Origin of the sequence: Agromyces luteolus (genome assembly GCF_009729855.1) — a bacterium.
Taxonomy (GTDB): domain Bacteria; phylum Actinomycetota; class Actinomycetes; order Actinomycetales; family Microbacteriaceae; genus Agromyces; species Agromyces luteolus.
This window is the reverse complement of the sequence record NZ_WODA01000025.1, coordinates 562929-589179: the sequence shown is the minus strand read 5'-3', so window position 1 is coordinate 589179 and position 26251 is coordinate 562929. Positions and strand designations below refer to the sequence as shown.

The window sequence follows — 26251 nt, the reverse complement described above, 5'->3', positions numbered from 1 at the left end:
TCTGGTGGTGGCGGGATGAGGCGGGGTCAGCGTTCCGGGTATGACGGCGGGCGCGACATCCGCCCCCACTCGCTCGGTTCGGGGCCGAGTCGGAGCAGCAGGCTGCCGCCGCGGTGCAGTTCGTCGCCGCGGAGCCAGGTGCGTTCGAGCGGGTCGCCGTTGAGCTCGGCCGACTGCACGTACTGCGTGGGGCCGTCGCGGCGCGGTTCGACGAACCCGGCGGTCTCGATGCGGAACGCGTCGCCGCCGACGCGCAGCTCGGATTCGGCGAACGCCGGGGCGTTGACGAGGAAGAGGTTCTGCCCGGCCACGGGGAACAGGCCGAGGCTCGCCCACACGTACCAGGAGCTGATGCCGCCCGAGTCGTCGTTGCCGGGCAGGCCCCCGCGACCCGTGCCGAACTGCTGGTGCACGGCGGCGTGGACGATCTCGGCGGTGCGGTCCGGGCGACCTGCGTAGTGATACGCCCAGGGCGCCTCCATGTCGGGCTCGTTGTTCAGGCCCTCGAAGCGGCCGAGCGAGTACCCGGCCGCGAGCTCATCGAGCCCGGGCGCGACGCCGGGCTGCCGGACGGGCTCGGCGCCGAACCCGAAGAACGCGTCGAGGGCCGCCACGAAGCCCTCGTCGCCCCCGGAGAGCTCGATCCGGCTCCGCATGTCGTGCAGCAGCCGGAACGAGTAGTTGTACCGGCTGCCCTCGTAGAAGGTCGAGTCGTGGAGCAGCCCCGTCTGCGCGTCGAACGCGTTGGTCCACCGGGTCGCGAGCGCCGTGAACTCCTCGGCGAGCGCGCGGTCGCCGACCCGCGCCGCGACCTTGGCGGTGCACCAGTACCCGTACGCGAGGTCGAGCGTGTGGCTGATCGGGTGGGCGTGCCCGCGGAGCAGGAAGTCCTCGCCGTAGGTGCGGCGGAGGTCGGCGTGCATGTGCACGAGCGCCCACTCCCAGTCGATGCCGGGCAGGCCGAGCTGGCAGAGGTCGGCGAGGAAGGTCTGCGCGAGCGCGCTGCCCTGGCGGGAGAACCGGTCGCTGCCGCGCGCCATCCGGTACCCGATCGGGAAGTTGCCCTCCTCCTCGCAGATGGTGAGCAGTGCGTTCGCGAGCTCGACCGCCCGCTCGGGGAACAGCGTCGTGATGAGCGGCAGCTGCGTGCGGTAGATGTCCCACATCGTGCAGAGGTCGAACACGAACGGGCCCTCGGTCGGCCAGAACGGGCTCTCCTCGGGCGCGAGGCACGGCTTGATCAGCGAGTGGTAGAGCGCCGTCGAGAACACCGTCTGGCGCTCGGTCGACGGGGTGTCGACCGTGATCGCCTTCAGGTGCTTGCGCCACGCCTTCTTCGTCCGGTCGCGCCGGTGCGGGAACCGCGCGGGGCCGGTGCCCTCGTCGGCGCGGAGGTTCGCGCGCGCCTGCTCGACCCCGCGCAGCGAGAACCCGATGCGCACCTCGATGCTCTGCCCGGGTTCGCTCGGGCCGGCCCACATGAGCCCGAACGGCCGCAGCGTCGTCGGGCGGATGTGGTCGAAGGCCAGCCGCGTGCCGCCCGGCATCAGTCGCCGGTCGTACCAGAGCATCTGCCGCCAGGTGTGCGCGTCGCACTCGATGTAGACGGCGAGCGGCGCGCCCTCGACGACGATCTCGCCCTGCGCGATGCCCGGCGCGACCTGCTCGAGCTTCGCCCGCAGCGGGATCGTCTCGCCGTGGGGGATCGACAGGCCGCCGAGCGAGAAGTCGATCACGATGCGCGCGTTCGGATTCCTCGGGAACGTGTAGCGGTGCACGGCCGACTTCGGCCCGACCGTGAGCTCGGCGCGGATGCCGGAGTCGAGCGTCGTCGCGTAGTACCCGGGCTCCGCGGCCTCCTCGAGGAGCTCCCACGTGCGGCCGAGCACGTCGAGGGGCTCGAGCATCGGGGTGACGCGGAAGTAGTTGTAGTACTTGCGGATCGCGCCGGTGCCGGACTGCTGGAAGTGCGTGAACCCGGATGCCACGCCGCCCTCGTGGATCATCGGCGGCACGCCTTCCGTCGCGAGGTCGTACCGTCCGTACCCGGTCGGGTACGCCCCCGAGTACGCGCACGCGGAGACCATCCCGAGCGGGTAGGTCGCTCCGGGGTGCGTGTTGCCGACCTGCGGCTTCGGCCACCACCACGTCGCGGCCAGTCCCGTCTGCGGGGGAAGGTCGACGGCCTCGGTGCCGATGAACGGATCGACCCGCGCGATCATGCGGCTCCGGCGCCGGTCTCGGAACGTCCCATGCGGGGACGCTACGTGCTGGCGGCGCCGCGCGGGTTACAGTCACATGAACGATTCCGGCGCGGCATCCGGAATGTGCCGCAGGGCGCTCCTGTTGTATCCTGTAGGGCCGCGCACCCTCGAGGGTGGAGCGCGGTTGGCAACTCAACAGCGTGCGATGACGACCCGCCTTCCGACCTCCGGTCGGAGCGCGTCTCATGGGGATGATCGGTTTCGACATCGCCTGCGAGACCGCGTGAAGCGGGCCGAGGATGCAGGGTTATCTCGAAAACGCTCCCTGCGAACCAATAACTGCCAATAAGTCGCAGAACGACTACGCCCTCGCTGCCTAAGCGAGTCCGTTAGTCCGTCAGCCCGGGTTCGTTCCCGCCCCGGTCGCTGGCGTCATCTAGGGAACTCGCTGTGCGACGTCGCCTGAGCGTCGTACGGGACTCTTTCAGGCTGGGCCCGTCGACCTGGCTGCCTGTGGCAAGGGTCGGGGCCGAGCAGAACGCCTCACAGGATGCGCCCGGAGAAACCGTGGAATCCCAGCGATGGACGGGGGTTCAATTCCCCCCATCTCCACCACCGGTCGTCGTCGCACGCTCGCGAGTACCACGAAGGCCGCCCCGCGGGGCGGCCTTCGTCGTGCACGCGTCGTCGGCGACGGATCACGGGCAGCCCTCCATGAGCTGGATCCCGTGCTCCGCCTGGCGCTTCTCGCTCACCTGGCCGAGCGAGTCGCAGATGGCGTTGACGAGCAGGGCGTACCCCTCGCCGTTCTGGTAGTTGCCGTTCTCACCCGGCAGGCCGAAGTCCTGGACCGTCCCCGGCGGGACGAAGACCCACACCTCGGGCGCCCCGGGGAAGACGCTCGGGAGCCATCCCCAGTTGCCGCGGATGACGGGCGCGTCGCATTCGCTGCCGCAGGCTGCGGGCGGCTTGCTGACATTGATGCAGTCGAGGGCCTGAGCCGAGGTGGGAATGAGGACGAATGCGGCGGCGAGGCCGGCCGCGGCCAGGGTTCTCTTGAGCATGATTCCTCCGTTGCTTCAGCGGTACGGGAAACTGCCGGATCGCCACAGACACTACTCGGACCCGAGGAAGTGTCAATATCTGCAGGACGTTCCGCTGCAGGCGGCCGTCGTCGCCCATCGGCTCGCTGAGCCGCAGGCCCTCAGCGGCCGCGTGCGGCGTTGACGTGACCGAGCGCGGAGATGCGGCGGAACCACGAGCCGCGTGCCGGTTCGGTGGACTCGATCGCTGCGGCGGAGGCAGCGGCGCTCACCGCGCCATCCGCAGCGTCGAGCTCGGTGTCCGGTTCGCCCGCTTCCGCCTCCCGCTCCGCCTTCCAGATCAGGTAGGCGGCGTACGGGTCGTTCTCCGGATCCAGCGGTTGCTGGTCGACGACCTGGTGCCGTCGGCGTGCGATCAGCCGCATCTCTTCCCCCTCGAGGCCCCCCGGCCCTCACGACAAGGGTACGTGACGACGGCGACACTCCGGTCACGATGGCGCGGATCGTGCCCGAAACGCGATATCGGCGGTGGCGACGCACCGTCCTCGAGCGGCGACGTGTCCGGTGCGCGTCACCCGAGGTGGGGGAGCACCTCGGCGGCGATGAGCTCGACGTGATCGAGGTCGCGCTGGTCGACGAGCTGGAGGTACACGCGGTCGGCGCCGAGGTCGGCGAGTCGCCGGAGCTTCTCGACCGCGACCTCGGGGGTGCCGGCGACGTTGACCTCGGCGAACGTGTCGGGGTCGGCGTGGATCGCGGCGAGCCGAGCGAGGTAGGACGCGTCATCCGTCGCCACCACCGTCGGCAGCGCGACGCTCAGGCGCATCGTCGCCGGGTCGCGGCCGATCGCCTCGCACGCGGCGCGCACGCGCGCGAACGACGCGGCGATCTCGTCCTCGTCGGAGAAGCCGCGGTTGTACTCCGTGGCGAACCGCGCCGCGAGCGAGGGCAGCCGCGTGGGCCCGCCGCCGCCCATGATGAGCGGCACCGGCGACTGCACGGGCTTCGGCAGCGCGGGCGCGTCCACCAGCTCGTAGTGGTCGCCCGCGAACGAGAAGCGCTCGCCCACCGGCGTCCGCCACAGCCCCGTGACGACCTGCAGCTGCTCCTCGAGGAGGTCGAAGCGCCGGCCGGGGAAGGGGATGCCGTACGCGGCATGCTCCGCCCCGAACCAGCCGGCGCCGATCCCGAGCTCGACGCGGCCGCGCGACATGTCGTCGACCTGGGCGACCTGGATCGCGAGGAGGCCGGGGTGCCGGAACGTCACCGGGGAGACGAGGGTGCCGAGCCGGATGCGCTCGGTCTCGCGGGCGATGCCGGCGAGCGTCGTCCAGGCATCGGTGGGTCCGGGCATCGGGTCGCCGGGGCCCATGTGCAGGATGTGGTCACTGCGGAACCAGCCGTCGAACCCCAGGCGCTCGGTCTCCTGCGCCTGGGCGAGCTGCTCGTCGTAGCTCGCGCCCTGCTGGGGCTCGGTGAAGATGCAGACCTCGAGCTCGCGGCTCATCGCAGGGCCTCGAGGACGGCGTCGTGGAGCAGGCCGTTGGTCGCGAGCGCGCTGCCGTTGGCGGCGCCGGTCTCGCCGGTGACCGAGGTGAGCCGCCCGCCGGCGCTTTCGACGATCGGGATGAGCGCGGCGAGGTCCCACTGCTTCACGTCGAACTCGCCGACGACGTCGACGAGTCCCTCCGCGAGCAGGCAGTACGACCACAGGTCGCCGTACGCGCGGTCGCGCCACACGCGCTCGCCGAGTGCGAGCAGCCGCTCGAGGTAGCCGGCCTCGCGCCACTGCGCGATGCTCTGGAAGCTGAGGGAGGCGTCGCCGAGGTCGGCCACGTTCGACACGCGGATGTCGCGAGGCGTCGCGCCCGGCGCATCCGTCGTCTGCGCGCCGGCACCGCGCGCGCCCCACCAGCGTCGCCCGATCGCCGGCATCGACGCGACGCCCACGACCGGCTCGCCGTCGACGGCGAGCGCGATCAGCGCGCCCCACACGGGCACGCCGCGGAGGAAGTTCGAGGTGCCGTCGATCGGGTCGATGATCCACCGGCGCGAGCCCGTGCCCTCGGTGCCGTACTCCTCGCCGAGGATGCCGTCGCCCGGCCGGCGCTCGGCCAGCACCTCGCGCACCGCGCGCTCGACCGCCAGGTCGGCCTCGGTCACGAACGTGCGGTCGGGTTTGGTGTCGATCCGGAGGTCGACGGCGCGGAAGCGGGCCATCGCCGCCGCGTCGGCGAGGTCGGCCAGTTCGAGGGCGAGGGCGAGGTCGTCGGCGTACGAGGCATCCGTCACCGGTTCAGCCTATCGACCGGCCACGACGGGTTCCGGGCGGGCGGCGTGCCCGAGTCGACGTCGATTTCGCGTTCAGGGCGGTCACCTGATACCGTTGTTCCTCGGTTCGGGGTTCGAAAGAAGCCGGCCGAAACGCACCTCTAGCTCAATCGGCAGAGCAACTGACTCTTAATCAGTGGGTTCAGGGTTCAAGTCCCTGGGGGTGCACCAGCAGGCCCCGGCGAGTGATCGCCGGGGCCTTCGTCGTTCCCGGCGGGCGGTGGCTCCCGAGCGCGCCCGAGCTCCGGCCGTATCGTTGACCGGAGCCACGCGGATCGGACGACGGGAGGACGATGGACGCGTCCCCGGCGACCGACGAGACCGGTCGCGTCGCGCCCTCGTTGCGCGCGCGTGCGGCGCGCGTGCCCGACTGGGCGTGGGCCGTGGCCCTCGCCGTGCTCGGCTCGGTCGTGTCGTGGCTCCGCATCGAGCCCGCGGCGCGGGCCGCGCTGTGGGCCGAGGACGGCACGTACTTCCTCGGCGACGCGCTCGCCGCGGACCCCCTGAGCGTCCTCCTGCAGCCCTACCAGGGGTACCTGCACCTGGTGCCGCGCCTCATCGCCGGGGTCACCGTCGCGGTGGTCCCCGTCGAGGGGTACGCGATCGCGATGACGGTCGGGTCGTGCCTCGTCGTGGGTGCGGTCTCGGCGGCGGTGTTCGTCTGCGCTCGCGACGTCGTGGCCTGGCGTCCGGCCCGCATCGTGCTCGGAGCGCTGACCTTCCTCGCCCCGGCTGCCGGGTGGGAGGTGCTCGGCAACGCGGCGAACCTGCACTGGTACCTGCTCTGGCTCGCGCCGTGGCTGCTGCTGGCCGCGCCCCGCCGGCGATCGACCGCGATCCTGCTCGGGGTCGTGGGCCTCGCCGCGGCCCTCACCGAGATCCAGATGCTGCTGTTCCTGCCGCTGCTCGCCTGGCGGTTCCGCGATCCCAACCGCTGGATCATCGGTGGAGGAGTCCTCCTCGGATCGGCCATGCAGGTGGCCGCGCTCCTGCTCTCACCCCGCGATCCCGGAGCCGAATCCTCCCCGCCGCTGCTGTCGACGGTGCAGGGGTACCTCTACCACGTGCCGATGGAGGCGATCCTCCCGTCCCGGCAGTGGAAGGCGGCGTGGGTGCTCCACTTCGGCTGGTGGGGCGCGGCGCTCGTGCTGCTGCCGTTCCTCGTCGCGCTGGTGTGGGTGCTGTGGCGCGGCGTCGCGGTCGAGCGCATCGCGGCGGCCGCGCTCGCGGCGGGGTCGGTCGTCGCCTGGTCGGCGGCCTACGTGCTGAACTCGAACCCCGACTACTTCTTCTCGCTCGTCCCGGTCGAGCTCGCCGTGCACATCCACCTCACCCGGTACGGCGTCGTCCCGGCGCTCTACGTGCTCGCGATCGTGGTCCTCGCGACCTCCGTGTCCTGGCGCGCGGGGGTCCTGCGACGCACGGCTGCCGCCGTGCTCGTCGGCGTCGTGGTCGTGACCGTCGTCAGCGTGCTGGTCCCGCAGCCGTCGTCGCGCTCCGGGGGCCCCGATTGGGGCTCGGCGGTGCCGCCGGCCCGGGATGCCTGCACGATCGACGGCGCACCCGATGAGACGACGATCGCGATCGCCCCCGAGGGATGGCGCGTCGAGGTGCCCTGCGTCCGACTCGACGGGTGATCACGCCCGATGCGGGACGTGGCATCCGCCCTTCGCCTCACCAGAACGAGAACGGGTCGACGCCGATGAGGCGCAGCACCTCGTACGTCGACCCGACGAAGCAGTACGTGCCGAGCAGGGCGCCGAGCAGGGTCTCGCGGAGCGAACCGGTGTCGCCGAGCACGGGCAGGGACACGTAGCCGTTCGGCAGCCAGACGCGGTTGAGCACGGGCACCGGGCGCAGCGCCCGGGGCGGTCGGATGCGCCACGGCCAGATGAGGCCGGGCAGGCCGCCGGTCGTGAGGAGGTCGCCGAGGAGGTGCGCGACGAAGCCGACGAGCACCGCGAGCGGGAACCACGCGACCTGCTCGGGCGCGAACACGACGATGAAGGCGCCGAGCAGGGCGCCCACCGCCCAGGCGGCCGGCCACGAGCGGATGAGGCCGCGCGCCTTCAGGCCGAACGCGGTGAGCGCGGCCGTGCCGGCGCCGGCGCCGATCGCGAGCGTGCCGAGCGGGTCGACGGGGAGGGCGACGAGCGTGAGCGCCCACGCCGCGGCGAACGTCACGAGCACGCCGACGGGCGAGTGCGCCCCCTGCCGGTGGCCGCCGGATGCCGCTCCCACGACGCCCGTCGCGAGCCGGCCGAGCACGGGCACCGAGTGCGCGATCGTGGCGCTGTGGTGGTCGGCGTCGGGCAGCAGCGCGGCGCCCGCGCAGACCGCGGTGCCGGCGAGCACGCCGACGGGGTCGAGCGGGTACGCACCGGCGGTGACGATCGGCATCGTTCCGGTGATCGCGAGCCACGCGGCGGCGCCGCTCGTGGCATGGGTGATGCCCATCATCGAGGGTGGTGCTCCAGGGGGTCGGGTCGGGGGCGCGGCCGGGCGCGGCCGGGCGAGCGGCGGGGAGAGGGTCCGCCGTCGACCAGTCTGCCGGGGGCCGCGGACATCCCCCCTCCGCGCGTCGGCGGTGTCCGCGATCGACCGACCATCACGTGCGGCACGCCCGCGAGCGGCCCTAGACTGCCGCGTGAACGCGCCGGCCGGACCGAGCGATCCGAGTCGGCAGAGCGACGGGGGATGGCTGATGCAGATCGCGATGGTGGGACTCGGTCGGATGGGCGCGAACATCGTGCGCCGCCTCATGCGGGACGGGCACGAATGCGTCGTCTACGACGTCGACCCGGGCGCCGTGGCGACGCTCGCGGGCGAGGGCGCGACCGGCGCCGAGAGCATCGCCGACCTGGCGACGAAGCTCGACGCCCCGCGCACCGTGTGGCTCATGGTGCCCGCGGGGATCACCGGGAAGCTCGTCGACCAGGTGGCGGCGGTGCTCGACGCGGGCGACGTCATCATCGACGGCGGCAACTCCAACTACCGCGACGACGTCCGCCGCGCCGAGGCGCTGACGTCCTCCGGCATCCACTACGTCGACGCCGGCACGAGCGGTGGAGTGTTCGGCCTCGAACGCGGCTACTGCCTGATGGTCGGCGGTCCCGACGAGGCGGTCACTCGCATCGAGCCGATCCTCCGCTCGATCGCGCCCGGGCCGGGCGACATCGAGCGCACGCCCGGGCGTACGGGGGAGCTGTCCCCGGAGGAGCGCGGCTACCTGCACTGCGGCCCGTCCGGGTCCGGTCACTTCGTCAAGATGGTCCACAACGGCATCGAGTACGGGATCATGGCGGCGCTCGCCGAGGGGCTGAACATCCTGAAGAACGCGGATGCCGGGCTCCGCCCGGAGGAGCACTCGGCCGAGATCGCGCCGCTCGAGGAGCCCGAGTTCTACCGGTTCACGATCGACACGCCGGCCGTCGCCGAGCTCTGGCGGCGGGGGTCGGTGATCTCGTCGTGGCTGCTCGACCTGACCGCGGCGGCACTCGTCGAGAACCCGACGCTCGACGGACTCGCCGGCCGCGTCTCGGACTCCGGCGAGGGCCGATGGACGGTCAAGGCAGCGGTCGACACCGGCGTGCCGGCGCCGGTGCTCGCGGCCGCGCTGTTCGAGCGCTTCGCCTCGCGCGAGGACGATCGCTACGCCAACCAGCTGCTCTCCGCGATGCGGCTGCAGTTCGGCGGGCACCGGGAGCTTCCGGCCGGCGACGTCCTCGAGACGGGCAGCGAGAGCGCGGACGCCTAGTCGTCGACGCCGCGCGCCATGAGCGCCTCGCCGAGGTGGTCGGCGGTGCGGAGCGTCCGCACGATGACCGGCACCGCGAGCGCGGTGAGCGACCCCTCGGCGCCGCGCGCCTTGCGCGCCTCGAGCACCTCGCGCACGAGGTCGGCGAGCAGGGGCACGCAGCGGATGGCGAGGGCGAGCGCCAGCCCGACGCGGTCCGGGTCGATCCACCGCGCGAACGGGCGCAGCAGCACCTGCATTGCGTCGAGGGTCGCCATGACCGGAGTGGTCAGCGTGTAGACGGCCGCGAGTGCGACGGCGAGCACGAGGCGCACGCCCATGGTCGCGGCGGCCTCCCACCCGGCGAAGATCCACTGCACGGGCACCGCGAACGCGAGCACCCAGAGGATCGGTGAGACCTGGCGCCAGGCGACGCGCACCGGGATCCGGGCGAGCGAGAAGAGCCCCAGCGTCGCGGCGGCGACGATGCCGAGGGCGGGCAGCGAGCCGACGAGCGCGGTCGCCGTCACCGTGGCCGCGAGCAGTGCGAGCTTCGCGAGCGCCGGCATCCGATGGATGACCGAGGAGCCCGGGTGGTACACGCCGATCATCGCCGCTTCACCCGATCAGGGCCCGGTAGGCGTCGAGCGCGTGCTCCGGCGGGCCGTCGGCGACGATCCGGCCGGCCTCCATCACGATCACGCGATCGAAGGATTCGAGGAGCTCGAGCTGATGGCTGACGACGACGAGCTGCTCGTCGAGCGTCGCGAAGTGCTCGGCGATGCGGCGCGCGTTGCGCGCGTCGAGCAGTGTCGTCGGCTCGTCGGCCACCACGATCGCGGGTTCGCCGACGAGCACGGCGGCGAGGGCGAGCAGCTGCTTCTGCCCGCCCGAGAGGCGGTGCGCCGGCCGGTCGGCGAGATCGGCGAGCCCGAAGCGGTCGAGCACCGCGTCGACGCGTGCGGCCGCGGTCGCGGCATCCAGCCGGTGCCGTCGGAGCGTGAACGCGACGTCCTCGCGGACGGTGGGCATCACGATCTGCGTGTCGGCGTTCGTGAACACGAACCCGACCCGGCGGCGCACCTCGCGGCCATGCCGGGCGACGTCGAGGCCGTCGACGGTGACCGTGCCCGAGGTCGGCGTGACGAGCCCGTTGACCATGCGCGCGAGCGTCGACTTGCCCGAGCCGTTGGCGCCGACGATGCCGATGCGCCGCTCGGTGAGCTCGAGCGTCACGTCGTCGACGACGAGCCCGTCGTCGAAGCGGTGGCTGACGCCGTCGAAGCGGATGGCGCTCATGCGACGCGCTCCACGATCATCGCGACGCCCTGCCCGCCGCCGATCGAGCACGCCGCGAGGCCGGCGCGGGCGTCGTCGTCGGCCGCCATGCGGGCCGCGAGGCGCACCAGCAGGATCGCGCCCGACGCACCCCACGGGTGGCCGAGCGCGATCGCGCCGCCGTCGCCCGAGAGGGTCTCCTCGTCGAGCCGCAGTTCGTCGCTCACGGCCAGTACCTGCGCGGCGAACGCCTCGGTGATCTCGACGAAGCCGAGGTCGGCGGCCGTCATCCCCGCGCGCTCGAGCGCGCGGCGCCCGGCCCAGGCGGCGCCGAGGCCCGGCAGGGCGGGGTCGCCCGCGGCGACGGCCGTCGCGCGGATGCGGAGGGCGGGCAGGTCGAGGTCGCGTGCGAGGTCGGCGGTGGTCACGGCCATGGCCGCGGCACCGTCGGAGAACCCGCATGAGTTGCCCGCCGTGACGGTGCCGATGGCCGCCTCGCGGGCGGATGCCGCGCGGCCGAGATCGAACGCCGGAGCGAACCGCGCGAGCATCGCGACATCCATCGACGCCCGCGGCCGGTCGTCGCGCGCGACGCCGTCGATCGCCACGACCTCGGCGTCGAACCGCCCGGCATCGCGGGCGGCGGCGGCTCGGGCGTGCGAACGCGCGGCCCAGGCATCCTGCCGCTCGCGGGTGATGCCGCGCACCTGCGCGAGGTGCTCGGCCGCCGGACCCATGTCGGGGTCGGGCAGGCCGGCCGGCGCGAACGGCGCGCGCGCGTACCGCTCGCCGGTGCCGGGCCACACCCGGTGCGGTGCGGTCGACGCCGACTCGGCGCCGCCGGCGAGCACGAGCCCGGCGTCGCCCGCGCGCACGCGCGACGCCGCCTGGATCACCGCGTCGAGCCCCGACCCGCACTGCCGGTCGACGGTCACGCCCGGCACGTGAGCACCGAGGCCCGCGCGCAGCGCGGCCACCCGCGCGAGGGCGCCGCCCGGACCCATGCAGTTGCCGACCACGACGTCGTGGACGGCCACGCCCGCGGGCGCGACCTCGGCGGCGACGGCGGCGAGCACGGGCGCCGCGAGCGCGTCCACGGTGTGCCCGGCGAAGCCCCGCCCGGCGGTGCCGATCGCCGTGCGTCGCGCCGCGACGATCACGGGCGCCTGGTCGCGGGTCATGCGTTCCTCCCGTCGATGAAGGGCCGCGGATGCCCCGTCCCGAGCCGCCCGGCGACGATGTCCTCGCGCAGCCGCCCGCGTGCGGGCTTGCCCGACGGGGTGCGCGGGAGTTCTGCGGCGAACCAGCGCCGCGGCAGCTCGATCGGGCTGAGCGCGGCGCGCGCGGCATCCGCCACGGCCTCGAGCCGGGCGCCGGGCTCGAGCTCGACGACCGCGGCGATGCGCTCGCCGAGCAGGTCGTGCGGCTCGCCCACGACGGCCGCGTCGCGGACGCCGGGCAGCGCGGTCAGGTGCGCCTCGACGTCCTCGGCGAGCACGGTCGCGCCCGCCGTGATGATCGCGGACTCGCCGCGTCCGAGCACCCGGATGCCGCCGCCGGACGTGCGCTCGACGAGATCGCCGACCGTCGCGAATCCCTCGGCGTCGCGACGCATCCGCCCGCCCACGACGTCGAGTGCCAGGTACGGCGATCGCGCCCACAACTCGAGCCCCGCGTCGGCCGGTCGCAGGTCGACCTCGACGCCGGGGAACGGCGCGAGGCCGCTGTCTGCTCCGCCGCCGTCGCTCGCGGCGTGACGGGCGGCGAGCACGAACGACAGCTCGGCGGCACCGTAGTACTCCACGAGACGGATGCCGCGCGCCGCCGCCTGCTCGCGGAGCCGGGCCGGGAGGGCCGCGCCCGCGACGATCGCCGTGCGTGGCGGTGCCGCGTCGGCGGCGAGGAGCCGCGCGAGGCGCGTCGGCGTCGCGTGCACCGCCGTCGCCGTGCTCAGGTCGTCGGTCGCCGTGGCGCCGATCCAGAGCGCGTGCAGTGCCGCGTAGAGGTGCATCGAGACGGCGAGCGGGCCGGTCACCGCGATGCGGTCGTCGGGACCGAGGCCCGCGAGTTCGGCCAGTGGATCGGCGGACGCGAGCCACGACTCGACCGTGCGCGCGATGATCCGCGGCCGGCCGTCGGACGCGGTGGAACCCGAGGTCGTGAGCGCCAGCCCGGTGCCGTTCGGAAGGTCGTCGGCGATGCGGTCGGCGTCGGCCTGCGTGCCGCCGACGAGCACCGGCCGGCCACGGTCGAGGCAGGCGAGCACGGTCGTGATGGCGGCGACGGGGTCGGCGTCGGCGCGACATCCGACCGGCCCCTGCCCTGCGGGCAGCTCGGCGCGGGCGACCGCACGCGCGAGCTCGTCGGAGCGGACGTTCCGTCCGCTGAACGAGAGCGCGATGCGGTCGCCGGATGCGCCGAGCCGGTCGATCACGTGGCGGCGGCCTCCGAGGCGGCGCGCTTCCACGGCCACGGGCGCGGCTCGATGAGCCCCGGCCAGGCGCGGTGCACGCCCTTGGCGACGAGCACGGTCACGACGACCTTCAGGATGTCGCCGGGCAGGAAGATCGCGGAGCCCGCGATCGCGACGCCCAGCGGGGTGCCGGTGATCGCGGCGAAGACCGGCACGCCGACGAGGTAGATCACGACGATGCCGCCGAGTGCGGTCGCGCCAAGCGCGGGCAGGATGCGGTAGCGGGGAAGCAGGCGGGCGGTGAGCCAGCCGATCACGAGCGCGCCGAAGATCCAGCCGATCAGGTAGCCGACCGAGGGGCCGACGAAGACGCCGAGGCCGCCCCGTCCGCCCGACAGCAGCGGCAGGCCCGCCGCGACGAGCACGAGCAGCAGGAGCACGCTGAGCGCGCCCTTGCGCGCGCCGAGGATCGCGCCGGCGAGCATGACGCCGAGCGTCTGGAACGTGATCGGCACCGCGGTGCCGCCGAGGTACAGGGCGCCGGGCAGGCCGAGCGCGGCGATGAGCGCGGCGAAGACGGCGATCTGCGCGAGGTCGCGGGCGGAGGTGCGGACGCGGCGCCGTTCCGGCGCGGCGACGGGGCTGGGTGCGGCGGTCATGCGGTTCCCATCGGTCGGCGTGAGGGGGCGGGGATGCCCGTGTCGTTCACGCTACGAACCGCGGGGGAGGCGCCGCGCGAGGTGGCCGTACAAGAAACGCCGACCGATTTTGGAGCGCCGAGGTCGCCGTCGGGCGCGGGCCTGCGAGTTGCATCGACCGACTATCGGCTCGCGGTCGTCATTCCAGGTTGTCGTCACCATTGGCGAGTGCGAAACCCCGTTGCACCCACCAAAGCTGACGACACTCCGCGCACCACTACTCCTGCCCGAGGAGCGAGACCTGTAGGTATCCGATCACGCGCACGGCTTGCTCGATACTTGGCTCATGCTGCAACGACCCCTCGGACCCCGCGCTGCACACAGACTGTTCGTCGTCATCCTGTGGGCAGCACCCATCCTCGTCACGCTCGCGGGCTTCGCCCTGCTCGCGTGGGGCGGCAATCGGCAGTGGGTGGCATACGTGGCGTTCGGACTTGCCGCGATAAGCGCGATCGCGGCCGTTCGTGAGCAGCGGAAGGCGCAAGCACGACTCGACAGCGCGCCGAACGACTAGGTCGAACCGCGATTCGAGCCCGGCTTCAGCACCAGGCGGTCATCGTGCGCGCGCCGTCGGCATTCCTCCGCGAAGGCGCGCGCCGCGTTCGGGTCAGCTCCGAAGGACGCGTACTCCTCATCGCTCAGCGCGTAGTACTCCTCGTAGTCCGTGAGGCTGCTCGACACGGGGATCGAGAGGTAGGCGGTGCCGGAGTCCTGCTCGACGCCGAGCGAGTAGCGCTCGGCCCGGTCGACGAACGAATCCACGAACCTCATCGAACGACGGAACCGATCACGTCACGCAGCGCGCGCGGGCTCCTCGACGGCGAGTTCGGCGACGTTGTCGGCGTCGACCGCCGGCTCCGCGGCATCCGCTTCGTCGACCTCGACCGGGTCGGCCCACATCACGAGCGGGGCGGGCGTCCAGCTGAGCGCGTGCGACGTCTCGTCGGCGGGGACGACGACGGCGACCTGCTCGCGCTCCTCGAGGATCGCGCGGGTGACCTCGGCGGCGATCTGGTGGGTGAGCATCGCCTGGAAGATGCGGTCGGAGTCGTCCGCCGAGCGGCGGACGAGGGACCATTGGCCGTCCGGGCCGATGAACCGCGACAGGCGGGCGTTGACGAGCTCGAAGATGTGCTCGCCACGGAGGTCTGCGGCGGTTGCGCGAGGAGAGGGCGCGGGTGCGGTGTGGGCTGCGGCCTGTGCGGCGAGCCGTGCGCGGCGCCAGCGGCGGAACATCGGTGTCCTCTCGGTCGGAACGGGTGTCGGACTACGTCGGACGGCGTTTCGTCCAGTGTCCGTCACGCGGCGACCCCCCGGGCTCGGACACGCCGCAGGGGCGTCGAGCCGTCGGACGCGGACGGTGCGGGTCGGTCGAGGCTACTCGGCCAGCTCGCGGCGCTTCTGCTCGTCGGCGACCGTGCCGATCGCGATGGCGAGCGTGGCGGCCCACGAGACCCACATGAGCACGAGCCTCCAGTCGCGTGGCCCCGCCTGCGTCGCGCGGATGACTCCGACCGCGCCGAACAGCGAACTCAGGACCGCTCCACTGAAGAGGTACTTGCGCATTCCGCAACGCTATCGCGTCCGGATCGGCTCGCGCGACCGGTTGACGCGAGCCGCGCAGGCTGTGAGATCACCACGAGTCTGACCGATCGTGCAGACTCTGACCGATCGGTCAACTAGCGTCGATCGCATGCCCACCGATGCGAGAACGACGTCGCGCGTGCGCGCCGCCGACGAGTTGAAGCACGCCGCACTCGAGCAGTTCGCGACGGTCGGCTTCGCCGGCACGTCCCTGCAGCACATCGCCGACGAGGCCGGGTACGCCAAGTCGAGCGTGCTCTACCACTTCGCCTCGAAGGAGGCCCTGCTCGAAGCCGCGATCGAACCCGCCGTGGCGGGCTTCGAGGACGTGCTCGCGGTCTTCCTCGCCGGCCGCGGCGGTCGCAGCGATGCACGGCGCCGCGAGCTCGTCGACCGGGTCGTCGACCTGCTCCTCGAGCACCGCGAGGCCGTGCACGTCTTCCTCACCCAGGGGCAGAGCCTCTCGGGCCTGCCCGTCATCGACCGGGCGAACGTGGCCGTGCGCCGCCTCGCCGCCGCCGTCTGCGAGGAGCGCGAGAGCGTCGACGACCAGGTCCGCTTCGGCATCGCGATCGGCGGCGCGGCGTTCCTGCTCACCGCAGGTCGGACCTTCGCCGACGAGTCGACGCTCCCGACCGACGACGAGCTGCGCGACGCGCTCCGCCGCATCATCGCCGACATCCTCACCCCAGCTCGAACCCCCAGCAACTGAGAGAGAACCGTGGCCCTCCTCCTCCACCGCATCGGACGCTTCGCCTACCGCCGCGCCTGGGTCGTCATCGTCGCCTGGGTGATCGCCCTCGGCGGCCTCGTCGGCGCCGGCATCGGCCTCGGCGGCCAGCTCCAGGAGTCGTACGCGATCCCCGGCACCGAGTCCCAGGACGCGATCGACCAGCTCGCGGCCGTCTTCCCCCAGACCGCCGGCGCGTCGGCGAAGGCCGTCGTCGAGGTGCCCGACGGCGACTCGGTCGAGAACGCCCCGTACCGCGACGCCATCGAGGAGACGGAGTCCGAGCTCGAGGACGTCGACGGCGTCGCGAGCGTGCTCGGGCCGTTCGACGAGTACGCCGGCGACCAGGTCTCCGACGACGCGCGCACGGCCTACATCCAGGTGCAGTTCGACGGCCAGGTCACGGATGTCACGCAGGACCAGATCGACGCCGTGACGGCCACCGGCGAGACCGGCCGCGACGCGGGCCTCGAGGTCGCGTTCGGCGGCGAGGTCTTCCAGGAGACGACCTTCGGCCTCACGATCACCGAGGCGTTCGGCGTGATCTTCGCGGGCGTCGTGCTGCTCATCACGTTCGGCTCGCTGCTGTCCGCCGGGATGCCGCTGCTCACCGCGCTCGTCGGCGTCGGCACCGCCTTCGGCGGCATCTCGCTCGTCGCGGCGTTCGCGACCATCTCGAGCACGGCGCCGATGCTCGCGGTCATGATCGGCCTCGCGGTCGGCATCGACTACGCGCTGTTCATCCTGTCCCGACACCGGACCCAGCTCGCGCGCGGCATGGATACCGAGGAGAGCGCGGCCGAGGCGGTCGCGACGGCGGGCGGCGCGGTCGTGTTCGCCGGCCTCACGGTGATCATCGCGCTCCTCGGCCTGCTCGTCGTCGGCATCCCGTTCCTCAGCGTGATGGGCGTCGCCGCCGCCTTCGCGGTGCTCGTCGCCGTGTTCGGCGCGACGACGCTCCTCCCCGCGCTGCTCGGCCTCGCGAAGGGCCGCCTCGCTCCGAAGGAGGGCAGCCGCGCGCACCGCCGCGCGGTCGCCTCCGACGACTCCGGCAAGCGCACCATGGGCCGCCGCTGGGTCGACACCGTGCTGAAGGCCCCCGTGGTGTTCGTGCTCCTCGTCGTCGGTCTCCTCGGCGCCGCGGCCGTCCCCGCGGCGAGTCTCGACCTCAACCTGCCCGGCGGCCAGGGCGAGGAGGGCACGAGCCAGCGCGAGGCGTACGACATGATCGAGGAGGGCTTCGGTCCCGGCTACAACGGCCCGCTCATCGTCACGGTCGACATCACGCAGACGACCGACATCTTCGACGACCTCGACGCGATCGGCGCCCGGCTCGCCGAGGTCGACGGCGTCGCCTACGTCGGCGACGGCCTGCCGAACGAGACCGTCGACACCGCGATCATCCAGGTGATCCCCGAGTCGGCGCCGACCGACCCCGAGACCAAGCAGGTCGTGCAGGACATCCGCGCCCTCGAGGACGACATCGTCGACGAGTTCGGCACCCCGATCGCGGTGACCGGCTACACGGCCGTCTCGATCGACATCTCGCAGCGGCTCAACGACGCGCTCGTGCCGTTCGCGCTCATCGTCGTCGGCCTCTCGGTGATCCTGCTGCTCGTCGTCTTCCGATCGCTCTTCGTGCCGGTCAAGGCCGCGCTCGGCTTCCTCCTCTCGGCCTTCGGCGCGATCGGCCTCACGGTCGCCGTGTTCCAGTGGGGATGGCTCGCCGACCTCATGCACGTCGAGCCCGGGCCCATCCTGAGCTTCCTGCCGATCCTGCTGATGGCCGTGCTCTTCGGCCTCGCCATGGACTACGAGGTGTTCCTCGTCTCCGGCATGCGCGAGGAGTTCGTGAAGACCCGCGACCCGCGCACCTCGATCGTGCACGGCTTCCAGCACGCCGCACGCGTCGTGACGGCCGCCGCGCTCATCATGTTCTTCGTCTTCTTCGCCTTCGTGCCCGAGGGCACGGGGGTGATCAAGGGCATCGCGTTCGCGCTCGCCGTGGGCGTCGCCTTCGACGCGTTCCTGGTGCGGATGACGCTGGTGCCCGCCGCGATGGCCCTGGCCGGCCGCGGCGCGTGGTGGCTGCCGAGGTGGCTCGGCCGCATCCTCCCCGACGTCGACATCGAGGGCGAGGGCCTGCGGCACCACCTGGCCGAGTCGGAGTGGGCGGCCGCGCGGAACGCGGACGTGCTCGCCGACGGCCTGCTCGTCGGCGACCGGGCGGCGGCGATCGGGCCGATCTCGGTGAGCGTGCCGCGCGGCGGCGTCCTCGTCGTCCTCGGCGAGCCCGCCGAGCGCCGAATCGTCGCCGCGACGCTCGCCGGCCGCGTCCTCCCGGCGGGCGGCCGACTCGCGGTCCTCGGCGCTCCGCTCCCGGTCGACGCCGGCACGGTCATGCGTCGCGTCGCGATCGCCGACGGGGCAGCGGATGCCGCGGCCGCGGGCAGCGCGGGCGAACTCATCGCCGCGCGTGCCGACGCGACCCGCGCGTGGTACCGCCTCGACTCGACCCGATCGGCCGTGGAGGCCGCGCTCCGGCGCGTCGCGGACGCGCGTGTCGCGCCCGACGACGAGATCTCGCGCCGGTCGCGCACGATCGATCCGGACACCCCGATCGCATCCCTCGACGCGCTCGACCGCCTGCTGGTGACGGTGTCGGCGGCACTCGCCGAGCACCCCCGGGCGATCGTCGTCGACTTCGACGGCCTCTCCGGGTCGGCCGCCGCGTGGACGGCCCTCGACCGCATCGTTCCCCCAGGCGTCGTGCTCATCGCGACCGCCGACCCCGACGCCGACCTCGACGCCGCCGGCGCGGCGCTCGCGCCCCGCGGCATCCGCTCGATCGACCTCGCCACCCGCCCGATGGAGGCACTCCGATGACCCGCACCGACGCCCCCGCCCAGGCCGCGCCCGCGGCCCGCCGCAGAGGCCGCCGCGCCGCGCTCCTCGCGGCCGTGATCGCCGTTCCGCTCGCCGTCGCCGGCCTCGTCGCCGGCGCGGTCGGCGGCGCCGACGAGCGCATGGACGCGATCCCCGCGATCGTGGTCAACAACGACGAGATGGTCACGACGACCACGCCCGACGGCGAGGAGCAGGCCGTGCTGGCGGGCCGGCTGCTCGTGACCGAGCTCACGGGCGACGGCGACACCGGGTTCGACTGGACGATCTCGAACGACGAGGAGGCCGCCGACAAGCTCGCCGACGGCGAGGCGTACGCGGTGCTCACGATCCCGGCCGACTTCTCGGCGTCGGTCACCTCGCTCGCGGGCGACGCGCCGACGACGGCGGCCCTCGACATCCGCACCGACGACGCGCACAGCTACCTCGCCGGCACCATCGGGTCGGCCGTCGGCGACGCGATCGCGACCACGTTCGGGCACGAGCTCACGACCCAGTACCTCGAGGGGCTCTACGGCAACCTCGTCCAGGTCGGCGGCTCGCTCGGCGATGCGGCGGATGGCGCGGGGCAGCTCGCCGACGGCGCCGACTCGCTCGCGACCGGGCTCGACCAGCTCGCGGGCGGCATCGGCTCGGCGGCCGACGGCACCGCCGAGGCGGCCGACGGCGCCGCCGCGTACGCGTCGGGCGTCGGCCAGTACACCTCGGGCGTCGAGCAGCTCGCGGGCGGGCTCGGCACGCTCGACGCCGAGGCCGGCGGCCTGGACGGTATCACCTCGGGCGTCGCGCAGTACGTCGGAGGCGTCGCGCAAGCGGGCGCGGGGATCGACGACGGCATCGCGCAGTACGTCGCCGGGGTGAAGGCAGCCGGAACCGGCGTGGACGACGGCATCGCCGCGTACCTCGACGGCGTCGCCGGCGCCGGCGCACAGCTCTCCGCGGGCACGGCGCAGTACGTCGACCGGCTCGACCTGCTCGCCGACGGCGGCGACCAGCTCGCCGAGTCGATCCCCGCCCTCCTCGCGGCGGACCCGACCGGCGCGCTGGCTCAGGCCGCCGTGGCGGAGTACGCAGCAAACGTCGAGGCCGCGGCCGACGGGGGTCGCGACGTCGTCGCGGGCACGGATGCCACGTTCGCCGGGCTCGCGTCCGGCGGCGAGGAACTCCGCACGGGAACGGCCACCGGGTTCTCGAAGCTCGTGGCCGGCGGCGACGCGCTCCGCGCGGGCACCGCGACCGGGTTCGACGAGCTCGCCGCGGGAGGCGCGGCCCTCGTCTCGGGCACGGGGTCGGGCATCGACGGCCTGCAGTCCGGCATCTCGCAGCTCTCCGGCGGCGCGTCGCAGGCCGCGGCCGGCTCGCCCGCGCTGCGGGACGGCGCCGACGGGCTCGCATCCGGCGTGAGCGGTATCGCGAGCGGCCTCACCCAGCTGAGCGACGGCGCCGCGGCATCCGCCGACGGAGCGGCCCAGCTCGCCGACGGCACGGGAGAGCTCGCCGACGGCCTCGCCCAGGGCGCGGAGGGAACGTCGTCGCTCGACGGGCTCGACCCCGAGGAGACGGCGGGCGTCGTCGCCGAGCCCGTCGTCACCGAGGCGACCCGCGCGAACGAGATCTCGACGTTCGGCGAGGTCGTCGCCATGCTCATCGGCCCGATCGGGCTGTGGCTCGGCGCGATGACGACGTTCCTCGTGTTCCGCCCGCTCCGCCGCGAGGCGCTCGAGACGACCGCGCCCACCGGCCGGCTCGTCGCGCGCACGCTCTACCGCGGCTCGCTCCTCGGGCTCGCGCAGGCGGCCGCAGTCGTGCTGCTCATGCACACCGTGCTCGGCGTCGACTGGTCCCTGCTTCCGCAGACGCTGGCGTTCTCCGCGCTCCTCGCGGTCGTGTTCACGGCGCTCCACGCGTTCCTCAGCGCGTGGCTCGGCCGGATCGGGACGGTCGTCTCGCTCGTGCTCGTGGTGCTCCAGCTCGCGGCATCCGGCGGGGTCTACCCGCTCGAGATCGTGAGCGGGCCGTACCAGGCGATCAGCCCGTTCCTGCCGCTGACCTGGGCGGTGCAGGGCATGCAGCTCATCGTCTCCGGGGCCGGCGGCTCCGGGGTCTGGGCCGCAGCGGGCGCGCTGGTGCTGTTCGGGGTGCTCGGAGTCGCGGGCACGGCGATCGTGGTCGCGCGGCGCCGAGGCATCCGCACCGCACCGCGCCTCGCACCCGCGGGCGCCTGACGGGATCGGCGGCGGCGTCGCGGCTGACGCCAGGCGTCGCCGCCCGCCACCCGGGCTACGAGTGGCGGCCCGGGATGATCGCGTCGATCACGCGGCGGAGCGGCGACTCGTGCGACGGCTCCGGCGCGGCGACGGAGGCCGCGACCGCGGTGTGCTCGCGCGCGAACGCGACGGTCTCGCGCAGCATCTCGAGTCGCTCGGCCTCGGTCTTCGCCTTGCGCGTGTTCACCTCGGCGACGATCGAGCCGTCCCAGCCCTGGTCGGCGAGCATGCGCAGCACCTCGGCCACGGGCTCGCGGCCCTTGCCCGGCAGCAGGTGCTCGTCGAAGATCTGGCCCTCGCCGATCGCACCCGACCCGTCGCAGAGATGCACGTGACGCAGGCGCTCGCCGAGGTCGGTCGCGAGTTGCAGGCTGTCGGTGCCGGAGAGCGCTGCGTGCGAGAAGTCGAGCGTCACCGCGTCGCAGTCCATCTGCCGGGGATCCCAGCCGGGGGCGTACGCCTTCATGTTCCGGCCGGCGGCGCGCCACGGGAACATGTTCTCCACCGCGATCTCGACGCCGTGCTCCTCGGAGAGGGTGCGCACGATCGAGAGGAACTCGAGCGCGTAGCTGGCCTGCCAGCGGAACGGGGGGTGGACGACGACGCTGTCGGCACCGACCGCTTTCGCGAGCTCGGCCGTGCGGGCGAGCTTGACGCGCGGGTCGCGGCCCCACACGAAGTGCGTGAGCAGCAGCACCGGGGCGTGGATCGAGAGGATGGGGAGGCCGTAGCGCTCGGACATCTCGTTCAGCGCCACGGGATCCTGTGTCGTCGCCTCCTGGGAGACCATGATCTCCACGCCGTCGAACCCGGCGTCCTTCGCGATGCGGAAGGCGTGCTCGGGTTCGAGTGGGTACACGCAGGTGGTGCTCATACCGATACGGATCATGAGGCTCGAAGTCTAGCCCCGACGGCTGAGGATCGGGTGGGGACCTTCGGCTGTTAGCCTGATTCGCGAGCCGCCAGGAGGATCCGACGACGTGAAGCCCGCGACCGACTCCGAGACCGAGCCAGAGCCCGAGATCGAGCCCATCTACGACATGGTCGTGGTGAGCAACCGCCTGCCCGTCGACTACGTGGGCGGCGAGGGCGCCGACACGACGTGGAAGTCGTCGCCGGGCGGGCTCGTCACGGCGCTCGAACCCGTCATGCGTGCGAACGACGGAGCGTGGGTCGGCTGGGCCGGCGTCGCCGACCGCGAGTTCGCGCCCTTCGAGCACGACGGCATCTCGATCGTGCCGGTGCCGCTCTCCGAGCAGGAGATCGAGGAGTACTACGAGGGCTTCTCGAACGACACGCTCTGGCCGCTCTACCACGACGTCATCGCGCCGCCGAGCTTCCATCGCGAGTGGTGGGAGGCGTACGTGGCGGTGAACCGCCGCTTCGCCGAGGCCGCCGCGGCCGCCGCCGCCGAGGGCGCCGTCGTCTGGGTGCAGGACTACCAGCTGCAGCTCGTGCCGCGCATGCTCCGCGAGGCCCGCCCCGACCTCGTCATCGGCTTCTTCAACCACATCCCGTTCCCGGCCTACGGCATCTACTCGCAGCTTCCGTGGCGGCGCCAGGTCGTCGAGGGCCTGCTGGGCGCCGACGTGATCGGCTTCCAGCGGGCAGCGGATGCCGGGAACTTCTCGCGCGCGGTCCGGCGCCTGTTCGGCTACAAGACGCGCGGCACCGTGGTCGACGTCCCGGAGGAGGACGGCGGCGTCCGCCACGTCGTCGCGCGCCACTTCCCGATCTCGATCGACGCCGCGGCCTTCGAGGACCTCGCGCGCATGCCCGAGGTGCAGGAGCGCGCCCGCGCAATCCGTCGCAGCCTCGGCGACCCCGACGTCGTGATGCTCGGCGTCGACCGCCTCGACTACACCAAGGGCATCCGCCACCGCATGAAGGCGTTCGGCGAACTGCTGCGCGACGGGCGCCTCGAGGTCGAGCACGCCACGCTCGTGCAGGTGGCGAGCCCGTCGCGCGAGCGCGTCGAGACCTACCGCCAGCTGCGCGACGAGATCGAGCTCACGGTCGGCCGGTTGAACGGCGACTACTCGACGCTCGGGCATCCGGCGATCACCTACCTGCACCACGGCTACCCGCGCCAGGAGATGGCGGCGCTCTACCTCGCCGCCGACGTGATGCTCGTCACCGCGCTCCGCGACGGCATGAACCTCGTCGCGAAGGAGTACGTCGCGAGCCGGTACGACGACGACGGCGTCCTGCTGCTCAGCGAGTTCACGGGCGCGTCCGACGAGCTCCGCCAGGCGATCCTCGTGAACCCGCACGACATCGAGGGCCTGAAGGACGCCATGGTCGAGGCGACGAAGATGCCCAAGCGCGAGCGCGCCCGCCGTATGCGCGTGCTCCGCAAGCGCGTCAAGGACAACGACGTCGCGAACTGGTCGGCGACCTTCCTCGAGACGCTCACCGGCGTCGGCAAGATCGCGCCGGGCGTGCCCGACGCGCTCCGCAGCGCCGTCCGCCGGCTCGTCGAGGCGCCTCGGCTGCTCGTCGCGCTCGATTTCGACGGCACGCTCGCCCCGATCGTCGACCGCCCGGAGGACGCGCGCGCGACCGAGCGCGCCCGGGCCGCCGTCGAGCGGATGGCCGGACACGAGGACACCCGGGTGGCCCTCGTCTCCGGGCGAGCGCTCGACAGCCTGAAGGAGGTCGCCGAGCCGCCCGTGGCCGCGCTCCTCAGCGGGTCGCACGGCGTCGAGCTGCAACTCGATGCCGGGGGAGTGACGATCGACCTCCGCGAGGGCGAGCTCACGCGTCTCGAGCAGCTCATCGAGATCGTGGAGGACGCGGCATCCGCCGCCGACGGCGCCTGGGTCGAGCGCAAGCCCGCGGGCATCGCGCTGCACACCCGCATGCTCGGCGCGAGCGCCGGCGCGGCCCTGCAGCGGAGCGCCCGCGAGCAGGTCGAGGAGGCCCTGCCGGGGCTCGCGACGCGCACCGGCAAGAACGTGCTCGAGTTCGCGGTGCGCGCGAGCGACAAGGGCGAGGCGCTGCTGCGCCTGCGCCAGCACGCCGGCGCCGACGCCGTGATCTACGTCGGCGACGACGTGACCGACGAGGACGCGTTCGCCGTGCTCGAGGGCGAGGACGTCGGCGTCAAGGTCGGCCAGGGCAAGTCGATCGCCGCCTACCGGCTGAAGGGGCCCGACGACGTGGCGGAGCTCCTGGAGCTGATCGCCGACGCACGCGACGCCGCCCGCTGAAACGCCGCGGCGCGGCATCCGCCCCGCCCTCGACGCCGTGGCGAACGGAAGCCGCCGCGAGCGCCGCACGCGCGGCGAAACGGGTCGCGCTCGGCCCGTAGACTCGACCCATGTCGGAGATCGATCCCAAGCCCCGCAGTCGCGTCGTCACGGATGGCATCGAGGCCACCACGAGTCGCGGGATGCTCCGCGCGGTCGGCATGGGCGACGCCGACTGGGACAAGCCCCAGATCGGCATCGCGTCGTCCTGGAACGAGATCACGCCCTGCAACCTCTCGCTCGGCCGCCTCGCGCAGGCCGCGAAGGAGGGCGTGCACGGCGGCGGCGGGTACCCGCTGCAGTTCGGCACCGTCTCGGTCTCCGACGGCATCTCGATGGGCCACGAGGGCATGCACTTCTCGCTCGTCTCGCGCGAGGTCATCGCCGACTCGGTCGAGGTCGTCATGCAGGCCGAGCGCCTCGACGGCTCGGTGCTCCTCGCCGGCTGCGACAAGTCGATCCCCGGCATGCTCATGGCCGCGGCACGGCTCGACCTCGCGTCGGTGTTCCTCTACGCCGGCTCGATCGCGCCCGGCTGGGTGCGCCTCTCGGACGGCACCGAGAAGGACATCACGATCATCGACTCGTTCGAGGCGGTCGGCGCCGTCAAGGCCGGCAAGATGAGCGAGGAGGACGCCAAGCGCATCGAGTGCGCGTTCGCGCCCGGCGAGGGCGCGTGCGGCGGCATGTACACCGCCAACACCATGGCCTCGGTCGCCGAGGCGCTCGGCCTCTCGCTGCCGGGCTCGGCGTCGCCCGCCTCGGCCGACCGCCGCCGCGACTACTACGCGCACCGTTCGGGCGAGGCCGTCGTGAACCTGCTGAAGCAGGGCATCACCGCGCGGCAGATCCTCACCAAGGAGGCGTTCGAGAACGCCATCGCGGTCGGCATGGCGCTCGGCGGTTCGACGAACATCGTGCTCCACCTCCTCGCCATCGCGCGCGAGGCCGAGGTCGAGCTCAGCCTCGACGACTTCAACCGGATCGGCTCGAAGGTGCCGCACATCGGCGACCTCAAGCCCTTCGGCAAGTACGTCATGAACGACGTCGACCGCCGCGGGGGCCTGCCCGTGCTCATGAAGGCGCTCCTCGACGCCGGCCTCATGCACGGCGACGCGCTCACGGTGACGGGGAAGACCCTCGCCGAGAACCTCGCCGAGATGGACATCCCGCCGCTCGACGGCGAGGTGCTCCGCACGCTCGACGACCCGATCCACGAGACCGGCGGCCTCACGATCCTGCACGGCTCGCTCGCGCCCGAGGGGGCGGTCGTCAAGACCGCGGGCTTCGACGCCGCGACCTTCGAGGGTCCCGCGCGCGTGTTCGAGCGCGAGCGCGCCGCCATGGACGCGCTCACCGCGGGCGAGATCACGCACGGCGACGTGGTCGTCATCCGCTACGAGGGCCCGAAGGGCGGCCCCGGCATGCGCGAGATGCTCGCCATCACCGCCGCCATCAAGGGCGCTGGGCTCGGAAAAGATGTACTACTCTTGACGGACGGTCGATTCTCAGGCGGCACAACCGGCCTGTGCATCGGCCATCTGGCACCCGAGGCGGTGGACGCAGGTCCGATCGCCTTCGTGCGCGATGGTGATCTGATTCGGGTCGATATCGCGGCTCGTTCCATCGACCTACTGGTCGACGAGTCCGAGCTGGCAGCCCGCCGCGACGGCTGGGCTCCGCTTCCTCCGCGCTACACCCGAGGCGTCCTCGCGAAGTACTCCAAGCTCGTGCGCTCCGCAGCCGAAGGCGCGACCACGGGCTGAGGCTCTCGCCTGTCCCGAACTCACCATCACCATGAACAGGAATCGA

General features: G+C 72.9%; 23 protein-coding genes, 1 tRNA gene and 1 other RNA gene. 10 read left to right on the top strand and 15 right to left on the bottom strand.

Features of this window, described 5'->3' with window-relative positions; all coding sequences use genetic code 11:
• Positions 1 to 26 precede the first annotated feature (26 nt).
• Positions 27 to 2222, bottom strand: coding sequence for a glycoside hydrolase domain-containing protein (locus GLX25_RS16385; RefSeq protein ID WP_155843583.1), 2196 nt, complete (start codon positions 2220 to 2222; stop codon positions 27 to 29).
• 229 nt (positions 2223 to 2451) lie between these two features.
• On the opposite strand from GLX25_RS16385, the gene ssrA reads away from it, so the two are divergent.
• Positions 2452 to 2819, top strand: a transfer-messenger RNA (tmRNA) gene (gene ssrA, locus GLX25_RS16380).
• Between the two features lie 83 nt (positions 2820 to 2902).
• On the opposite strand, the gene GLX25_RS16375 is transcribed toward ssrA, so the two are convergent.
• From GLX25_RS16375 to GLX25_RS16360, 4 genes are all read right to left on the bottom strand, one after another.
• On the bottom strand, positions 2903 to 3268 hold the full coding sequence (locus GLX25_RS16375) for a hypothetical protein (RefSeq protein ID WP_155843581.1): 366 nt from the start codon (positions 3266 to 3268) through the stop codon (positions 2903 to 2905).
• Positions 3269 to 3408: 140 nt separating this feature from the next.
• Complete coding sequence (locus GLX25_RS16370) at positions 3409 to 3672, bottom strand: hypothetical protein (protein WP_155843580.1); 264 nt, start codon at positions 3670 to 3672, stop codon at positions 3409 to 3411.
• Positions 3673 to 3818: 146 nt separating this feature from the next.
• Entirely contained in the window at positions 3819 to 4754 is a 936-nt protein-coding gene (locus GLX25_RS16365; protein WP_155843578.1) for an LLM class F420-dependent oxidoreductase, read from the bottom strand.
• Positions 4751 to 5539 carry an inositol monophosphatase family protein gene (locus GLX25_RS16360; RefSeq protein ID WP_166548915.1) on the bottom strand — a complete coding sequence of 263 codons (789 nt, stop codon included), beginning with the start codon at positions 5537 to 5539 and terminating at the stop codon, positions 4751 to 4753. The genes GLX25_RS16365 and GLX25_RS16360 overlap by 4 nt, the downstream gene beginning before the upstream one ends.
• A 134-nt stretch (positions 5540 to 5673) precedes the next feature.
• Here GLX25_RS16360 and GLX25_RS16355 point away from each other — a divergent pair.
• A tRNA-Lys gene (locus GLX25_RS16355) sits at positions 5674 to 5749 on the top strand.
• Positions 5750 to 5871: 122 nt separating this feature from the next.
• Complete coding sequence (locus tag GLX25_RS16350) at positions 5872 to 7215, top strand: hypothetical protein (protein WP_155843576.1); 1344 nt, start codon at positions 5872 to 5874, stop codon at positions 7213 to 7215.
• 37 nt (positions 7216 to 7252) lie between these two features.
• Here the strand turns inward: GLX25_RS16350 and GLX25_RS16345 are convergent, their stop codons facing one another.
• A complete protein-coding gene (locus GLX25_RS16345) occupies positions 7253 to 8038 on the bottom strand; it encodes a metal-dependent hydrolase (RefSeq protein ID WP_166548914.1) in 786 nt (261 codons plus the stop codon).
• Positions 8039 to 8282: 244 nt separating this feature from the next.
• On the opposite strand from GLX25_RS16345, the gene gnd reads away from it, so the two are divergent.
• Positions 8283 to 9335, top strand: coding sequence for a phosphogluconate dehydrogenase (NAD(+)-dependent, decarboxylating) (gnd, locus tag GLX25_RS16340; protein ID WP_155843572.1), 1053 nt, complete (start codon positions 8283 to 8285; stop codon positions 9333 to 9335).
• On the opposite strand, the gene GLX25_RS16335 is transcribed toward gnd, so the two are convergent.
• The 5 genes from GLX25_RS16335 to GLX25_RS16315 are packed head-to-tail and all read right to left on the bottom strand — an operon-like array spanning position 9332 to position 13664.
• Entirely contained in the window at positions 9332 to 9925 is a 594-nt protein-coding gene (locus GLX25_RS16335) for an energy-coupling factor transporter transmembrane component T family protein (RefSeq protein WP_155843570.1), read from the bottom strand. The two genes, gnd and GLX25_RS16335, sit on opposite strands and share 4 nt — an antisense overlap.
• Before the next feature lie 7 nt (positions 9926 to 9932).
• Positions 9933 to 10613, bottom strand: a complete 681-nt coding sequence (locus tag GLX25_RS16330) for an energy-coupling factor ABC transporter ATP-binding protein (protein WP_155843568.1) — start codon at positions 10611 to 10613, stop codon at positions 9933 to 9935.
• Positions 10610 to 11773, bottom strand: a complete 1164-nt coding sequence (locus GLX25_RS16325; RefSeq protein ID WP_155843566.1) for a thiolase family protein — start codon at positions 11771 to 11773, stop codon at positions 10610 to 10612. Before GLX25_RS16325 ends, GLX25_RS16330 begins: the two co-directional genes overlap by 4 nt.
• Entirely contained in the window at positions 11770 to 13065 is a 1296-nt protein-coding gene (locus GLX25_RS16320) for a class I adenylate-forming enzyme family protein (protein WP_155843564.1), read from the bottom strand. Before GLX25_RS16320 ends, GLX25_RS16325 begins: the two co-directional genes overlap by 4 nt.
• Positions 13023 to 13664 carry a biotin transporter BioY gene (locus tag GLX25_RS16315; RefSeq protein ID WP_155843562.1) on the bottom strand — a complete coding sequence of 214 codons (642 nt, stop codon included), beginning with the start codon at positions 13662 to 13664 and terminating at the stop codon, positions 13023 to 13025. Before GLX25_RS16315 ends, GLX25_RS16320 begins: the two co-directional genes overlap by 43 nt.
• Positions 13665 to 13989: 325 nt before the next feature.
• On the opposite strand from GLX25_RS16315, the gene GLX25_RS16310 reads away from it, so the two are divergent.
• Positions 13990 to 14217, top strand: a complete 228-nt coding sequence (locus GLX25_RS16310) for a hypothetical protein (RefSeq protein WP_155843561.1) — start codon at positions 13990 to 13992, stop codon at positions 14215 to 14217.
• Here the strand turns inward: GLX25_RS16310 and GLX25_RS16305 are convergent.
• The 3 genes from GLX25_RS16305 to GLX25_RS16295 form a co-directional block, all read right to left on the bottom strand.
• Positions 14214 to 14474, bottom strand: coding sequence for a hypothetical protein (locus GLX25_RS16305; protein ID WP_155843559.1), 261 nt, complete (start codon positions 14472 to 14474; stop codon positions 14214 to 14216). The genes GLX25_RS16310 and GLX25_RS16305 overlap by 4 nt on opposite strands.
• A 21-nt stretch (positions 14475 to 14495) precedes the next feature.
• Positions 14496 to 14939 (bottom strand): hypothetical protein, encoded by a 444-nt coding sequence (locus GLX25_RS16300; protein WP_155843557.1) that lies wholly within the window; start codon positions 14937 to 14939, stop codon positions 14496 to 14498.
• A 141-nt stretch (positions 14940 to 15080) separates the two neighbouring features.
• On the bottom strand, positions 15081 to 15269 hold the full coding sequence (locus tag GLX25_RS16295) for a hypothetical protein (RefSeq protein ID WP_155049931.1): 189 nt from the start codon (positions 15267 to 15269) through the stop codon (positions 15081 to 15083).
• A 127-nt stretch (positions 15270 to 15396) separates the two neighbouring features.
• Here GLX25_RS16295 and GLX25_RS18625 point away from each other — a divergent pair, with 127 nt between their 5' ends.
• The 3 genes from GLX25_RS18625 to GLX25_RS16280 are packed head-to-tail and all read left to right on the top strand — an operon-like array spanning position 15397 to position 21146.
• Positions 15397 to 15999 carry a TetR/AcrR family transcriptional regulator gene (locus GLX25_RS18625; protein WP_205719920.1) on the top strand — a complete coding sequence of 201 codons (603 nt, stop codon included), beginning with the start codon at positions 15397 to 15399 and terminating at the stop codon, positions 15997 to 15999.
• Between the two features lie 9 nt (positions 16000 to 16008).
• Complete coding sequence (locus GLX25_RS19435) at positions 16009 to 18903, top strand: MMPL family transporter (protein ID WP_271192398.1); 2895 nt, start codon at positions 16009 to 16011, stop codon at positions 18901 to 18903.
• Entirely contained in the window at positions 18900 to 21146 is a 2247-nt protein-coding gene (locus GLX25_RS16280) for a YhgE/Pip domain-containing protein (protein WP_155843555.1), read from the top strand. Before GLX25_RS19435 ends, GLX25_RS16280 begins: the two co-directional genes overlap by 4 nt.
• Positions 21147 to 21201: 55 nt before the next feature.
• Here the strand turns inward: GLX25_RS16280 and GLX25_RS16275 are convergent, their stop codons facing one another.
• On the bottom strand, positions 21202 to 22062 hold the full coding sequence (locus tag GLX25_RS16275) for a sugar phosphate isomerase/epimerase family protein (RefSeq protein ID WP_420837659.1): 861 nt from the start codon (positions 22060 to 22062) through the stop codon (positions 21202 to 21204).
• A 166-nt stretch (positions 22063 to 22228) separates the two neighbouring features.
• On the opposite strand from GLX25_RS16275, the gene GLX25_RS16270 reads away from it, so the two are divergent.
• Together GLX25_RS16270 and ilvD are read left to right on the top strand one after the other, a co-directional pair.
• Positions 22229 to 24400: a bifunctional alpha,alpha-trehalose-phosphate synthase (UDP-forming)/trehalose-phosphatase gene (locus GLX25_RS16270; RefSeq protein ID WP_155843903.1), complete on the top strand. Its 2172-nt coding sequence runs from the start codon at positions 22229 to 22231 to the stop codon at positions 24398 to 24400.
• A gap of 110 nt (positions 24401 to 24510) precedes the next feature.
• Positions 24511 to 26205, top strand: a complete 1695-nt coding sequence (gene ilvD / locus GLX25_RS16265; protein WP_155843551.1) for a dihydroxy-acid dehydratase — start codon at positions 24511 to 24513, stop codon at positions 26203 to 26205.
• Positions 26206 to 26251: the final 46 nt, after the last annotated feature.

Bases quoted from the DNA above. Each gene is read 5' to 3' on its own strand.
- GLX25_RS16385 (WP_155843583.1), bottom strand. From the start codon at position 2,222: ATGATCGCGCGGGTCGATCCGTTCATCGGCACCGAGGCCGTCGACCTT.
- GLX25_RS16375 (WP_155843581.1), bottom strand. From the start codon at position 3,268: ATGCTCAAGAGAACCCTGGCCGCGGCCGGCCTCGCCGCCGCATTCGTC.
- GLX25_RS16370 (WP_155843580.1), bottom strand. From the start codon at position 3,672: ATGCGGCTGATCGCACGCCGACGGCACCAGGTCGTCGACCAGCAACCG.
- GLX25_RS16365 (WP_155843578.1), bottom strand. From the start codon at position 4,754: ATGAGCCGCGAGCTCGAGGTCTGCATCTTCACCGAGCCCCAGCAGGGC.
- GLX25_RS16350 (WP_155843576.1), top strand. From the start codon at position 5,872: ATGGACGCGTCCCCGGCGACCGACGAGACCGGTCGCGTCGCGCCCTCG.
- GLX25_RS16345 (WP_166548914.1), bottom strand. From the start codon at position 8,038: ATGATGGGCATCACCCATGCCACGAGCGGCGCCGCCGCGTGGCTCGCG.
- gnd (WP_155843572.1), top strand. From the start codon at position 8,283: ATGCAGATCGCGATGGTGGGACTCGGTCGGATGGGCGCGAACATCGTG.
- GLX25_RS16335 (WP_155843570.1), bottom strand. From the start codon at position 9,925: ATGATCGGCGTGTACCACCCGGGCTCCTCGGTCATCCATCGGATGCCG.
- GLX25_RS16330 (WP_155843568.1), bottom strand. From the start codon at position 10,613: ATGAGCGCCATCCGCTTCGACGGCGTCAGCCACCGCTTCGACGACGGG.
- GLX25_RS16325 (WP_155843566.1), bottom strand. From the start codon at position 11,773: ATGACCCGCGACCAGGCGCCCGTGATCGTCGCGGCGCGACGCACGGCG.
- GLX25_RS16315 (WP_155843562.1), bottom strand. From the start codon at position 13,664: ATGACCGCCGCACCCAGCCCCGTCGCCGCGCCGGAACGGCGCCGCGTC.
- GLX25_RS16310 (WP_155843561.1), top strand. From the start codon at position 13,990: ATGCTGCAACGACCCCTCGGACCCCGCGCTGCACACAGACTGTTCGTC.
- GLX25_RS16305 (WP_155843559.1), bottom strand. From the start codon at position 14,474: ATGAGGTTCGTGGATTCGTTCGTCGACCGGGCCGAGCGCTACTCGCTC.
- GLX25_RS16300 (WP_155843557.1), bottom strand. From the start codon at position 14,939: ATGTTCCGCCGCTGGCGCCGCGCACGGCTCGCCGCACAGGCCGCAGCC.
- GLX25_RS16295 (WP_155049931.1), bottom strand. From the start codon at position 15,269: ATGCGCAAGTACCTCTTCAGTGGAGCGGTCCTGAGTTCGCTGTTCGGC.
- GLX25_RS18625 (WP_205719920.1), top strand. From the start codon at position 15,397: ATGCCCACCGATGCGAGAACGACGTCGCGCGTGCGCGCCGCCGACGAG.
- GLX25_RS16280 (WP_155843555.1), top strand. From the start codon at position 18,900: ATGACCCGCACCGACGCCCCCGCCCAGGCCGCGCCCGCGGCCCGCCGC.
- GLX25_RS16275 (WP_420837659.1), bottom strand. From the start codon at position 22,062: ATGAGCACCACCTGCGTGTACCCACTCGAACCCGAGCACGCCTTCCGC.
- GLX25_RS16270 (WP_155843903.1), top strand. From the start codon at position 22,229: ATGGTCGTGGTGAGCAACCGCCTGCCCGTCGACTACGTGGGCGGCGAG.
- ilvD (WP_155843551.1), top strand. From the start codon at position 24,511: ATGTCGGAGATCGATCCCAAGCCCCGCAGTCGCGTCGTCACGGATGGC.